General features: G+C 44.9%; 13 protein-coding genes. 12 read left to right on the top strand and 1 reads right to left on the bottom strand.

Going from position 1 to position 12,434, the window contains the following annotated elements; genetic code table 11:
- Window positions 1-8: 8 nt before the first annotated feature.
- The 6 genes from BEL05_RS15095 (at window position 9) to BEL05_RS15070 (ending at window position 3,065) form a co-directional block, all read left to right on the top strand.
- Entirely contained in the window at window positions 9-356 is a 348-nt protein-coding gene (locus tag BEL05_RS15095) for a hypothetical protein (RefSeq protein WP_028763159.1), read from the top strand.
- 39 nt (window positions 357-395) lie between these two features.
- Window positions 396-788 (top strand): VanZ family protein, encoded by a 393-nt coding sequence (locus BEL05_RS15090; RefSeq protein ID WP_245687004.1) that lies wholly within the window; start codon window positions 396-398, stop codon window positions 786-788.
- Between the two features lie 75 nt (window positions 789-863).
- The gene (locus BEL05_RS15085; RefSeq protein WP_028763161.1) at window positions 864-1,295 is read left to right on the top strand and encodes a DUF3429 domain-containing protein; all 432 of its coding nucleotides are present in this window, start codon (window positions 864-866) and stop codon (window positions 1,293-1,295) included.
- Complete coding sequence (locus tag BEL05_RS15080) at window positions 1,295-1,684, top strand: thiol-disulfide oxidoreductase DCC family protein (RefSeq protein WP_069671660.1); 390 nt, start codon at window positions 1,295-1,297, stop codon at window positions 1,682-1,684. The genes BEL05_RS15085 and BEL05_RS15080 overlap by 1 nt, the downstream gene beginning before the upstream one ends.
- Window positions 1,681-2,418 carry an SDR family NAD(P)-dependent oxidoreductase gene (locus BEL05_RS15075; protein ID WP_069671659.1) on the top strand — a complete coding sequence of 246 codons (738 nt, stop codon included), beginning with the start codon at window positions 1,681-1,683 and terminating at the stop codon, window positions 2,416-2,418. The genes BEL05_RS15080 and BEL05_RS15075 overlap by 4 nt, the downstream gene beginning before the upstream one ends.
- A gap of 8 nt (window positions 2,419-2,426) precedes the next feature.
- Window positions 2,427-3,065: a flavin reductase family protein gene (locus BEL05_RS15070; protein WP_175427350.1), complete on the top strand. Its 639-nt coding sequence runs from the start codon at window positions 2,427-2,429 to the stop codon at window positions 3,063-3,065.
- Between the two features lie 70 nt (window positions 3,066-3,135).
- Here the strand turns inward: BEL05_RS15070 and metK are convergent, their stop codons facing one another.
- Window positions 3,136-4,290 carry a methionine adenosyltransferase gene (gene metK / locus BEL05_RS15065; RefSeq protein WP_028763165.1) on the bottom strand — a complete coding sequence of 385 codons (1,155 nt, stop codon included), beginning with the start codon at window positions 4,288-4,290 and terminating at the stop codon, window positions 3,136-3,138.
- A gap of 466 nt (window positions 4,291-4,756) precedes the next feature.
- Between metK and tkt the strand changes: the two genes are divergently transcribed.
- From tkt to BEL05_RS15035, 6 genes are all read left to right on the top strand, one after another.
- On the top strand, window positions 4,757-6,751 hold the full coding sequence (gene tkt / locus BEL05_RS15060; protein ID WP_028763166.1) for a transketolase: 1,995 nt from the start codon (window positions 4,757-4,759) through the stop codon (window positions 6,749-6,751).
- Window positions 6,752-6,885: 134 nt separating this feature from the next.
- Window positions 6,886-7,914 (top strand): erythrose-4-phosphate dehydrogenase, encoded by a 1,029-nt coding sequence (epd, locus tag BEL05_RS15055; RefSeq protein WP_028763167.1) that lies wholly within the window; start codon window positions 6,886-6,888, stop codon window positions 7,912-7,914.
- A gap of 111 nt (window positions 7,915-8,025) precedes the next feature.
- Entirely contained in the window at window positions 8,026-9,201 is a 1,176-nt protein-coding gene (locus tag BEL05_RS15050) for a phosphoglycerate kinase (RefSeq protein WP_069671657.1), read from the top strand.
- A gap of 175 nt (window positions 9,202-9,376) precedes the next feature.
- Complete coding sequence (gene fba / locus BEL05_RS15045; RefSeq protein WP_028763169.1) at window positions 9,377-10,441, top strand: class II fructose-bisphosphate aldolase; 1,065 nt, start codon at window positions 9,377-9,379, stop codon at window positions 10,439-10,441.
- Between the two features lie 256 nt (window positions 10,442-10,697).
- Window positions 10,698-11,438 carry a DUF481 domain-containing protein gene (locus BEL05_RS15040; RefSeq protein ID WP_028763170.1) on the top strand — a complete coding sequence of 247 codons (741 nt, stop codon included), beginning with the start codon at window positions 10,698-10,700 and terminating at the stop codon, window positions 11,436-11,438.
- A gap of 247 nt (window positions 11,439-11,685) precedes the next feature.
- The gene (locus tag BEL05_RS15035; protein ID WP_069671656.1) at window positions 11,686-12,423 is read left to right on the top strand and encodes a winged helix-turn-helix domain-containing protein; all 738 of its coding nucleotides are present in this window, start codon (window positions 11,686-11,688) and stop codon (window positions 12,421-12,423) included.
- Window positions 12,424-12,434: the final 11 nt, after the last annotated feature.

The raw sequence follows: 12,434 nt of genomic DNA, 5'->3' as shown, positions 1-12,434 counted from the left end.
GTGACGCCATGACGCTTTCAATCGGTGAATTATTATCTCCTTATGCTGAGATTCGCCTGAGCTCGTTTGACAATATGAAGCTGATCAAAGCCTTGTTGGCTGAACAAGGGGAAGTTTGTGAATGCGTTGAGCTTACCCGAGAGGGACAAAAAGGAACACGCCAGTTCTATGCGGTGCAATGGCATCACGTTTGGCTCGATTGTGGTTGGAGTAATGATTACAGTGCAGCGATATCGCTTATGACCGAACCTGCCATGCATCAGCTTCAAGAGTCGCAGACGGTTAACGTACCTCTGATGACGCTGCAACAGGTCAGCTTTATGTGTATGGAATATAGCCATTTTGATCACTGTTAGAGTCATTGATAGCGTCCTGCAAGCAGGGGGTGGGCTTTGGTGAGATTATTTGCTGGCTTAAGTGTGCTTTTTAGTCTCTTTCTTGGCTGGATCATTTTTAGCGCTGACACCGGTCAATCCAACCTCTTTTTTGAATTAATCCGACACGTTCCATATGGCGATAAGTGGGGGCACTTGCTGCTGTTTGGCACGCTTACATTGCTGGTTACCCTTGGCACAAATTTTAAGCGTGTTCGTCTAGGTGGTTTTAGTCCCTATTTAGGTGCCATTGCAGTTGCTGTTATCGTCCTCATAGAGGAGTGCAGTCAAGCTTACTTTCCTCAGCGTACCTTCGATTTGTTTGATCTACTTGCCGACGCCATTGGTATTTTAATGTTCAGCTGGTTGAGTTACCTAATTGAAATAAAACGGCAAAAAATTCACACTGAGTAACCTCTACGACAGGGTGTGATCGCTATGCCCGCTTAATACGTAATAATTTTAAATTACGTAAAGTCGGGTGCGCTCATGTCAAAAACCTATTCTATGTTGGGGTATGCAGGACTTTTACCTTTTATTATTTCTACCGGCTTAATTTTGATGGGGCAAACGCTCTTCTCTATCGATCCCTTGATGTTGTTCATCACCTACAGCGCCATTATTCTGTCGTTTCTTGCTGGTACCTTGTGGGGCAGAGAAAGTAGCAAAGTTCATTATCTCAATGATGACAAATTATTGATTATCAGCAACGTAGTGAGCGTGTTGGCTTGGGTGACTATTGTCATTAACCACCTTTATGTTTCACTGATCATCTTAATGCTCGGTTATGTGGTGGTCTACCGACTAGACAAACAGCAGTGGCGTGACAAAACCTTATCTGATGATTACATCCAGTTAAGAACTTATCTTACTGGCGTGGCGTTGGTTTGCCACGTCATTGTAATAGGGATTGGAAACTGATGAAACTTCGTATTTTCTATGACAGTCAATGTCCACTTTGCGCGGCCGAGATGGCTAAGCTAAAACGATATGATACTAAAGAGTTTATAGAGCTCGCCGACCTCGCTAGTGTCGACTTTACTACGCGATATCCCCATATCGATATCAAATACGCCAATCAGATATTGCATGGCGAAACCGAACATGGTGAATTGCTAACCGGGCTCGATGTCACCTACTTAGCCTGGGCATTAGTGGGGAAAAAACACTTTGTTGTGCCCTTAACGTGGCCGGTGGTTAAACCCGTTGCAGATTTTCTCTACTTAAAATTCGCTAAGCATAGGTACAAAATTTCCTATTTATTAACCGGGAAGAAACGCTGCGATACAGGTCAGTGTGGTTTGTCATGAAAGAGGTTTCTGAGCCAGAAGTATGCCGCGGCGTTTCAGTTGTCATAGGAGCCAGTAGCGTGATTGCTAAAGCGTTGATCGAGCATCTATTAATGCAAGGTCCAGTGATAGCAATTAGCCGTCAAGCCTTAACCTATACAGCTAAGAGGCTTAAATCGATTCAGAGTGGATACAGTGAAGGGGAAATTGCTGCTTTAGTGAGCGAGCTAGCCACGCAGAAACACGTTATTAGCAATGTGTTTATTTTTAACGGCATCTTACATCAAGACACAGTCAAACCTGAAAAACGGCTTGAAGATCTTAGCGAAGAGGCGATGAACACCCTGTTTAAGATTAATACCATCACGCCGATGATGTGGCTTAAACACCTAATGCCGTTAGTAAAAGGTGATAGAAAATGTGTCATTGCGGTAATGAGTGCCCGTATCGGCAGCATTAGTGATAATCGCCTTGGTGGCTGGTACAGTTACCGAGCATCTAAGGCCGCGCTCAATATGCTGTTGCAAACATCGGCCGTTGAATATGCTCGCCGTGCTAAGAATGTAGCGATATTGGCATTTCATCCCGGCACAACTGACACGCCGTTGTCTAAGCCGTTCCAGCAAAACGTTCCCAAAGAAAAACTCTTTTCTCCCGACTTTGTTGCTGAGCGGCTATTAGCCGTGACACAAACCGTGACTCCCTCAGCACAGGCCTATTTTATCGATTGGAATGGTGAAGCAATTTTATGGTAAATCAAACAATACATATCGACCAAAATCAACTCTCATCGCTAGAACATCGATATCGTGCTCATTTGGTGAATAGTTTATCTGGCTTTAAAAGCGCTAACCTGATTGGTAGCGTCAGTGAGTTAGGCCAAACCAATTTAGCCATTGTTAGTTCAGTGATTCATTTGGGGGCCGATCCCGCTTTGGTTGGCTTTATTAGCCGGCCTCACTCGGTGGCGAGAGATACCTTAAGTAATATTATTGCCACCAGCTGCTACACCATCAATCAGGTTAATAGTGATATTTGGCAGCAAGCCCATCAAACATCCGCTCGCTATGAGACCGACCAGTGTGAGTTTGACGCAGTTGGGTTAACACCGGCGTACCATGAAGGTGTGCTAGCTCCCTTTGTGGCGCAAAGTCGCCTAAAATATGCGGTTAAACTAGAGAGTGTTGAGACGATAGCGCTTAATCAAACCCTATTAGTTATCGGCAGCATTACCGATATACTGCTTGATGATATGGCATTTAAAAGTGATGGTAGTGTCGATATTGAAAGGCTCAATAGCGTCTGTGTCTCAGGGCTGGATAGTTATCATCGTACTGAACGATTAGGCAGGCTTAGTTATGCAAAGCCAGATAAGCCGTTAACCCTGATTGATGACTATTAGCTTAATTAAGGTGAAGATATGGATACAAAAAAACCGCCATTTAGGCGGTTTTTTTTGCTGATAACCTTGATTAAAGCTTGGCGTCAGCGCGAAGAGCGTCGGCTTTATCAGTACGCTCCCATGGGAACTCATTACGGCCAAAGTGACCATAAGCAGCCGTTGATTTATAGATTGGACGAGCCAGATCTAGCATTTCAGTCAGTCCATAAGGACGCAGGTCGAAATGTTGACGTACTAGTTTAATCAATACATCTTCAGAGACCTTACCAGTACCGAAGGTTTCAACGCTAATAGAGGTCGGCTCGGCGACGCCAATAGCATAAGAAACTTGTATCTCACAACGATCCGCCAGACCCGCTGCAACAATGTTCTTAGCCACATAACGCGCAGCATAAGCAGCACTGCGGTCAACTTTTGATGGGTCTTTACCAGAGAAAGCCCCACCACCGTGACGCGCCATACCACCATAGGTATCAACAATGATCTTACGACCGGTTAGACCACAATCGCCTACTGGGCCACCGATAACAAAACGGCCTGTTGGGTTAATAAAGTACTTAGTATCTTTAGTTAACCACTTCGCCGGTAGCACAGGCTTAATGATGGTTTCCATCACGCCTTCGATTAAGTCAGGCTGACTAACATCTTCACGGTGCTGAGTTGAAAGCACAACGGCATCGATACCGGCAATGCTTCCGTCACTGTTGTAAGCAAAAGTCACCTGACTTTTTGCATCGGGACGCAACCATGGAAGCGTATTGTCTTTACGTACTTCAGATTGACGTTTAACTAGCTTGTGCGAATAAGTGATCGGCGCAGGCATTAATACGTCAGTTTCGTTGTTGGCGTAACCAAACATTAGACCTTGGTCACCAGCGCCTTGTTCTTTAGGGTCGGCACGGTCAACACCTTGATTGATATCTGGTGACTGTTTACCAATGGCGTTTAGTACAGCACAAGAATCAGCATCAAAGCCCATATCTGAGTGAGTGTAACCAATGTCACGCACGGTTTTACGGGTGATCTCTTCGATATCAACCCATGCAGAAGTGGTCACTTCACCACCAACCATTACCATGCCGGTTTTTACGTATGTTTCACACGCAACACGAGCTTTAGGATCTTGCTCTAAGATCGCGTCGAGTACCGCATCAGAAATTTGATCGGCGATTTTATCTGGATGACCTTCTGAGACCGACTCAGAGGTGAACAAGTGCTTTGCCATAATGGAAAATCTCGTGTTTAAACAATTTGAATGTGTAGAAGTATCTACATCTAGACGGCTATTTTAGTGGAAAACCGAATGGATAACACCCTTTTCGGCAAAAATTGTGCTGTAAAGCCCAGTAAATTTTCTAATGGGTCACATTATATAAATGAGAATCTAATTTTAATCATTTGTTTATTAAGGGGTTTTTGTGGGTGGTTGACTATAATGCACAGCGAAAAAACCTAGCGTTAAGGTTGGTTATTGTCACAGCCAGATTAATTTGACTGCAATATAAACAGCGTAATGTTTGAATTGGGCCAGTAAAACCACCTAGGGTCTACAAGGCAAATATGCTTATTTAGCAGTAATATCGGTTTAATCTGCATCAAATGGTGATTTTTATTTGCGTCCCACCGCCTAGTAAGGGAAAATATGCGACCACAATTGCCCGCAAAATCCCCAACTATCAGCAGGAGAGAGCATGTCATCTCGTAAAGAACTCGCAAACGCCATTCGCGCTTTAACTATGGATGCCGTTCAAAAAGCCAATTCTGGTCACCCAGGTGCCCCAATGGGAATGGCTGATATCGCTGAAGTGCTTTGGAATGACTTCCTTAAGCATAACCCAAACAACCCAGAGTGGGCTGATCGCGATCGTTTTATTCTGTCTAACGGTCATGGTTCAATGCTGATTTACTCTTTGCTGCACCTTACTGGTTATGCATTGCCGATTGAAGAGCTACAAAACTTCCGTCAACTGCATTCAAAAACCCCTGGCCACCCAGAGTATGGTTACACCCCAGGTGTTGAAACAACTACTGGCCCACTAGGCGCTGGGATCAGTAATGCTGTAGGTATGGCGATTGCTGAAAAGACATTGGCAGCTCAGTTTAACCGCCCAGGTCACGACATTGTCGATCACTTTACTTACTGTTTCCTTGGTGACGGTTGTTTGATGGAAGGCATCTCTCACGAAGCCTGTTCACTAGCGGGAACCTTAGGTCTTGGTAAGTTGGTCGCGTTCTGGGATGACAACGGTATATCTATCGATGGTCACGTAGAAGGCTGGTTCACTGACGATACACCAAAGCGTTTTGAGTCTTACGGCTGGCACGTGATTGCTGATGTTGATGGCCACGATAGCGATGCTATCCGCGCGGCAATCGAAGAAGCTAAATCGGTTACTGATAAGCCAAGCATGATCTGCTGCAAAACCACCATTGGTTTTGGCTCGCCAAATAAGTCGGGCAGCCATGATTGTCACGGCGCACCACTGGGTGATGCTGAAATCGCGGCGGCACGTGAATTCCTTGGTTGGGATCATGGTGCATTTGAAATCCCTGACAACGTTTATGCAGGTTGGGATGCAAAAGATACTGGTGCAACCAATGAAGCAAACTGGAATGGTAAATTGGCAGCCTATGCTGAAGCTTACCCAGAGTTAGCCGCAGAATATAAGCGCCGCGTTATTGATGGTGAACTACCTGCAGACTTTGAAGCAAAAGCACAGGCGTTTATCAAAGAGTGCCAAGAGAAAGGCGAAGGTATTGCTAGCCGTAAAGCGTCACAAAATGCCATTGGTGCCTTTGGCGCTATGTTACCAGAATTACTTGGCGGCTCTGCTGATCTTGCGGGTTCTAACCTGACTTTATGGTCTGGTTCTAAAGGTATTCAAGATGATGCTGCTGGTAACTACATCTACTACGGTGTGCGTGAATTCGGTATGAGCGGTATCATGAATGGTGTCTCCTTACACGGTGGTTTTATCAACTACGGCGCGACCTTCATGATGTTTATGGAATATGCGCGTAACGCAGTGCGTATGTCTGCCTTGATGGGGATTCAAAATATCTTCGTTTATACCCATGACTCTATCGGTCAAGGTGAAGATGGCCCAACTCACCAACCTGTTGAGCAGCTCGCGAACCTACGCATGACACCTAACATGATGGTGTGGCGTCCATGTGATGCGGCTGAAACCGCGGTTTCTTGGAAGAATGCGATTGAACGTCGTGATGCACCAACGTCACTGATCTTTAGTCGTCAAAATCTACCTGCTCAAGCGCGTACCGAAGAGCAGTTAGCGAATGTCGTTAAAGGTGGTTATGTACTAAGTGATTGTGCTGGTACTCCAGATGTGATCTTGATTGCGACGGGTAGTGAAGTGCAACTTGCGCTTGATTCTGCTGCAGCATTGACTGAGCAAGGTAAGCTAGTACGTGTGGTTTCTATGCCATCGACGAATGCTTTTGATGCGCAAGACGCGGCATATAAAGAGTCAGTGCTGCCACGTGCAGTGACTAAACGTGTGGCTATCGAAGCTGCACATGTTGATTTCTGGCATAAATATGTTGGTTTCGATGGTGCTGTTGTAGGCATGACTACCTTTGGTGAATCTGCACCAGGTGGCGAACTGATGAAGCATTTCGGTTTCACCGTTGAAAATGTCATTGCAACAGTAAACGGCCTAGCTTAAGGCTAGTCCTAGAACCCGAAAGTCATGTGCTTTCGGGCTATGATGATACGGCTTATCTGATAAGGAATGCAGGTAAGCCGTTGTCATATTAAACATCTTTCCTTAGGGAATGCTTCGAGGAGTTCAAGCACTTAATGATCAGAGTCGCTATTAATGGATATGGCCGAATTGGTCGTTCAATTCTTCGTGCCCTGTATGAATCGGGCAAGCGCGATCGAATCCAGATTGTCGCCATTAATGAACTCGCCACCCCCGAAGCTATGCTTCATTTGACCCAGTACGATAGCACTCATGGTCGTTTTCAATCTCCTGCCTCACTCGACGGCAATATCATGACCATTGGTGACGATCATATTCAACTGCTCCATGAAGCCGATGCGACCAAGTTGCCTTGGCAAGAGATGGGCATTGATGTGGTTTATGAGGCGACAGGAGCATTAATCGACAGACAAGCTTGTGAGGCGCACCTGAAAGCAGGGGCCAAACAAGTGCTAATCAGTCATCCCTCATCAAGTGATGTTGATGCCACCATTGTCTATGGCGTAAATCATGATGAATTAGCCGCAGACCATACCATCGTCTCAAATGCATCCTGTACCACTAACTGTCTCGTGCCGATTATTCAGGTGCTTGATAGAGCATTCCAAGTTAAAAGCGGCGCAATCACCACTATTCACTCAGCAATGAACGATCAGCAAGTTATCGATGCTTACCATGATGATCTAAGGCGTACCCGAGCCGCAGGTCAGTCTATTATCCCGGTAGATACCAAATTAGCCCGCGGTATTGAACGCATCTTGCCGGAGATGAAGGACAAATTTGAAGCGATTTCTGTGCGCGTGCCGACAATTAACGTGACCGCAATTGACTTATCGGTGACCTTAGATAAACGTGTCGATATCGATACAGTGAACCAAGTACTCTCTCAAGCAGCTAATGGCTCATACCAAGGGGTTGTAGGCTATACTAATGCACCGTTAGTCTCTTGTGATTTTAACCATGACCCGCGCTCTAGTATTGTCGATGGTACGCAGACGCGAGTCAGTGCCGGTCATTTAGTTAAGCTACTATTGTGGTGTGATAATGAGTGGGGTTTTGCTAATCGTATGCTCGACACTAGTTTAGAGATGATCAAAGCGGTACGAGCAGAACAAACATATTAAGCTGATGGTGATGCCATCAGCCGCTTTCACTTAGGTGTTATGTCCCTAAGTGAATACCACCAGATTTTTATAACTTTTGTCTTTTAACTTTAAATCTTAAGGAAACGTAAAATGGCTATTATCAATATGTCAGCGTTAGATCTCCAAGGTAAGCGTGTGCTTATTCGTGAAGACCTGAATGTCCCCGTCAGTGATGGCGTGGTAACCAGTGATGCACGTCTGCGCGCCGCATTGCCAACCATCAAGCTTGCCCTTGAAAAAGGTGCCGCTGTGATGGTGATGTCTCACCTAGGACGTCCAACAGAAGGTGAGTTTAACGCTGAGTTTTCATTGCAACCTGTGGTCGATTACCTTGCCAAAGCGCTCGATTGTCCTGTGCGCCTAGCCAGTGATTACCTTGACGGTGTTGATGCAAATGTCGGTGAAGTGGTTGTGTTTGAAAACGTTCGCTTCAATGTTGGCGAAAAGAAAAACGATGAAGCACTGTCTAAAAAGCTCGCTGCACTGTGTGATGTCTACGTGATGGATGCATTCGGTACTGCTCACCGCGCTCAAGCGTCTACCCATGGCGTTGGTTTATATGCCCCAATTGCTTGTGCTGGTCCACTGCTTAGTGGCGAATTAGAAGCATTAGGCAAGGCGATGGACAACCCTGCGCGCCCATTGGTTGCGATAGTGGGTGGTTCAAAGGTGTCAACTAAGTTGACGGTACTTGAAAGCCTCTCTGGCATCGTTGACCAGCTCGTTGTGGGTGGCGGTATTGCTAACACCTTTATCGCGGCAGCCGGCCATGAAGTGGGTAAATCACTATATGAAGCCGATCTGATTGAAGAAGCTAAGCGTCTTGTTGCCAATGCGCAGAGTCGTGGTGGTGATATCCCTGTGCCAACTGATGTGGTTGTTGCTGGTGAGTTTAGTCCAACTGCGGCGGCGACATTGAAAGATGTCAGCGCGGTATCAAGCGAAGATATGATCTTTGATATCGGCCCAGACAGCGCCGAAGCGCTAGCTGATATCCTTAAAAATGCCGGTACCATTGTATGGAATGGTCCAGTTGGTGTATTTGAGTTTGACCAATTTGGCGAAGGTACTAAGCGTATTGCTCAAGCGATTGCTGACTCATCGGCATTCTCTATTGCGGGCGGCGGCGACACACTGGCGGCCGTTGATAAATACGGAATTGCTGACAAGGTTTCTTATATTTCAACCGGTGGTGGTGCGTTCCTTGAGTTCCTTGAAGGCAAAGAACTACCTGCTGTCGCCATGCTAGAAAGCCGTGGCGAATAAGGGTTGCTGAAGTAAGTAATACGAATAATTAATATTATAAAAAAACCGCTGTCGATAACTACTAACAGGATGTTAGTGGTTGTCTTCAGTATAAAAATCTGTCCAAACGATAGTGACCTCGGTGACTTTAGTTAGTCAAAGAAATTAACTTATCACCCTATTATTGGAGTAAAAAATGGCCTTAATTTCCCTACGTCAAATGCTAGATCATGCTGCAGAACATGATTATGGCGTTCCAGCTTTTAACGTGAACAACTTAGAGCAGATGCGCGCGATTATGCAAGCTGCTGAAGCAACAGATAGCCCTGTTATTGTTCAGGCATCAGCGGGTGCACGTAAATATGCGCGTCCTCAGTTCCTTAAGTATCTGATGGCGGCTGCACTTGAGCAATACCCTGATATCCCAGTGTGTATTCACCAAGATCACGGCACAGACCCTGATATTTGTCAGCGCTCTATTCAGCTAGGTATGTCATCGGTGATGATGGATGGCTCTTTGATGGCTGATGGTAAAACACCAGCATCATATGAGTACAATGTAGATGTGACCCGTAAAACGGTTGCATTTGCTCATGCTTGTGGCGTATCAGTTGAAGGCGAAATTGGTTGTTTAGGTAGCCTAGAAACAGGCATGGCGGGTGAAGAGGATGGTGTTGGCGCTGAAGGTATCTTGAGTCATGACCAGCTACTGACTACGCCAGAAGAAGCGGCGCGCTTTGTACGTGATACCCATGTTGATGCTTTAGCCATTGCAATTGGTACCAGCCATGGCGCGTATAAGTTTAGCCGTAAGCCTACTGGTGATGTACTGCGTATCGACCGTATTAAAGAGATCCACGCTCGCATTCCTAATACTCACTTAGTCATGCACGGATCGTCTTCAGTACCGCAAGAATGGCTTGAAATCATTAACCAATATGGTGGCGCTATTCCTGAAACATACGGTGTACCGCTTGAAGAGATCGTTGAAGGCATTAAGCACGGCGTACGTAAAGTAAATATCGATACTGACTTACGTCTAGCATCGACAGGCGCAGTACGTAAGTTCTTGGCTGAAAACCCAAGCGAGTTTGACCCACGTAAATTCCTTAAAGCGTCGATGGAAGCGATGGCCGATATCTGTACCACGCGCTACGAAGCATTTGGTTGTGCGGGTATGGGGTCTAAGATCAAGCCTAAGTCACTGCAAGCTATGTATAAGGCTTATCAGTCTGGTGAGCTGGATCCTCAGGTTAATTAAACCTATTTATCCTTGATATAAAAAAGCCCACGCAAGTGGGCTTTTTTTTGCAAATAATTTGCCGATTTAACTTTTGGCTACAAAAAATGTCAGTATCATCGCTAACCAATAATCTAAATACGAACGCTCACTAAGTGAAACATAAACGCTAGCTAGCCTAATATATTGAGAATACAAGCCGAGTTTTCAATTTTGTACGGCAGATGTTAATATTGCGCCAATTTTTAAGGGACTTTGATACTACAGGTAATACAAAATGAAAAAATTGCTGACGGCTACGGCTATATTATTAGCAACGCCATTTGCTGCACTCGCTGGTGCAGATTTCGTTGAGGGTGATAAAACCTTCGCTGCAGATGCTGAACTGGGTGCGACTATCACCACGGGTAACACTGAGACGACCTCGCTAAAAGGCCGTTTGGACATGAAGCATGAGTTAGGCAATTGGGAAAACCAGTATCTACTTGAAGCCTTATATAAAGAAGATAGCGGTGAAGAAACAGGTAAGCGTTATTATGGCCTAATTCAAGGTAACTATAAGTTAAACGATGTTAGCTATTTGTTTGCTAACGCAAATCATGAGATTGATCCTTTTACAGGCTTTGATTCTAAATCAACGGTTTCAGCGGGTTATGGTCACAAATTTGTTGATACCGGTAAGACATTATTTGCGGTTGAAGTCGGTCCTGGTTACCAGTACAAACGTCTTGATGATGCCAGTGCACTTGCTGCAGGTGACGACACTGAAGAGAGCTGGGTTGCTCACGGTGTGATGAATTTTGAAACTGAAATCACCGATAGCTCTAAGTTTAAGCAGCTGTTTGTTGCCGATTACGGTGATAGCCTTGAAGGCCGTTCTGAAACATCTATCACGGCAAATATTATCGGCGCATTAGCAATGAAGTTTGCCGTTGTGGTGCGTTACAACAGCGAGCCTGCCGATGATAAGAAGAGCACCGATACCGAAACGAACATGACCTTGCTTTACTCATTCTAAGCTAGCAAGTTTGTGGTTAAAAAAAGCGCCTAAGAGGCGCTTTTTTTATGGCTGTTAGTCAGTGAATTAGGTTAACTGTAACATGTTACAAATGTATCTATATCGCTTACAATTATTCTTATATATTAGTTGGTTATGTGCTTTTTATCACGAAAGTGAAAAATCCTATTTGTGACTCCTGTAGGATCACAGACCTTTATGTTACGAGTCGATACAATGATTTCCTGACACATAGATGGGATAGGGTATGCAAATAGGTAGTTGCTGGTTTGATATGGCTTCTGGTCAATTATCCAATCAAGAAAATGATACAAGCTGGAAAATGCCTGCATCTGAGCACGCTATTTTGTCTTTATTGGCTAACCATCGTGGCCAAGTCCTCTCTAACGCTCAGTTGATCGCTGTATTGCCTGTGGCTGAGTCAAGTTTAGCTCGTCTCGAAGAAGCGATAGATAGATTGCGATTTTTTATGGGGAACAATAGCGCAAGTTTAATAGAGTCTATCGATGATCAAGGTTTTTTACTGCATGTTAAGTTAACGCGAAGCCATCGTTTCCTTAGCGGTACGCCTGGTAGAAGCATCACTAAACAGCAGTATCTGATTCTTATTGCGCAGCTGATACTATTGTTATTACTACTCTATTCAGTATTTGAGCCGTCGACTAAGTTTTCACTGCATAAAGAGCAGTTTATTCAACATTCAAATGGGGAAGTGGCTTATTATCCTGTCTACCATTCACATGACCAGCAAGTCGTCATGGCACCACAATTTGAACATTTAGTGAATCAACTTCATCAATGTGATCGCCTTGATTGGGACAAATTGTTTTGCTCTTGGTCAGACGACAATAAAGTGATGAGCATTGGCCTTAAAAAAGACGGTAGCCAAGGCTTGATGCTCAAAAACGTAAAAGCTATCGCCCAAGGGCGTGGTTTCGAGTTTGTCAATAAACAGTGGTTAGTTGATATGGAAATCTGTAGTTAGTATGTTGAATA

Origin of the sequence: Shewanella colwelliana (assembly GCF_001735525.1) — a bacterium.
Lineage (GTDB): Bacteria > Pseudomonadota > Gammaproteobacteria > Enterobacterales > Shewanellaceae > Shewanella > Shewanella colwelliana.
This window is presented reverse-complemented; position numbering and strand designations above follow the sequence as displayed.

What these genes read in the sequence shown, in the direction of transcription:
- epd (WP_028763167.1), top strand. Translation starts at nt 6,886, where the DNA reads ATGATCAGAGTCGCTATTAATGGATATGGCCGAATTGGTCGTTCAATT.
- BEL05_RS15035 (WP_069671656.1), top strand. Translation starts at nt 11,686, where the DNA reads ATGCAAATAGGTAGTTGCTGGTTTGATATGGCTTCTGGTCAATTATCC.
- fba (WP_028763169.1), top strand. Translation starts at nt 9,377, where the DNA reads ATGGCCTTAATTTCCCTACGTCAAATGCTAGATCATGCTGCAGAACAT.
- BEL05_RS15095 (WP_028763159.1), top strand. Translation starts at nt 9, where the DNA reads ATGACGCTTTCAATCGGTGAATTATTATCTCCTTATGCTGAGATTCGC.
- BEL05_RS15085 (WP_028763161.1), top strand. Translation starts at nt 864, where the DNA reads ATGTCAAAAACCTATTCTATGTTGGGGTATGCAGGACTTTTACCTTTT.
- BEL05_RS15075 (WP_069671659.1), top strand. Translation starts at nt 1,681, where the DNA reads ATGAAAGAGGTTTCTGAGCCAGAAGTATGCCGCGGCGTTTCAGTTGTC.
- tkt (WP_028763166.1), top strand. Translation starts at nt 4,757, where the DNA reads ATGTCATCTCGTAAAGAACTCGCAAACGCCATTCGCGCTTTAACTATG.
- BEL05_RS15040 (WP_028763170.1), top strand. Translation starts at nt 10,698, where the DNA reads ATGAAAAAATTGCTGACGGCTACGGCTATATTATTAGCAACGCCATTT.
- BEL05_RS15050 (WP_069671657.1), top strand. Translation starts at nt 8,026, where the DNA reads ATGGCTATTATCAATATGTCAGCGTTAGATCTCCAAGGTAAGCGTGTG.
- metK (WP_028763165.1), bottom strand. Translation starts at nt 4,290, where the DNA reads ATGGCAAAGCACTTGTTCACCTCTGAGTCGGTCTCAGAAGGTCATCCA.
- BEL05_RS15080 (WP_069671660.1), top strand. Translation starts at nt 1,295, where the DNA reads ATGAAACTTCGTATTTTCTATGACAGTCAATGTCCACTTTGCGCGGCC.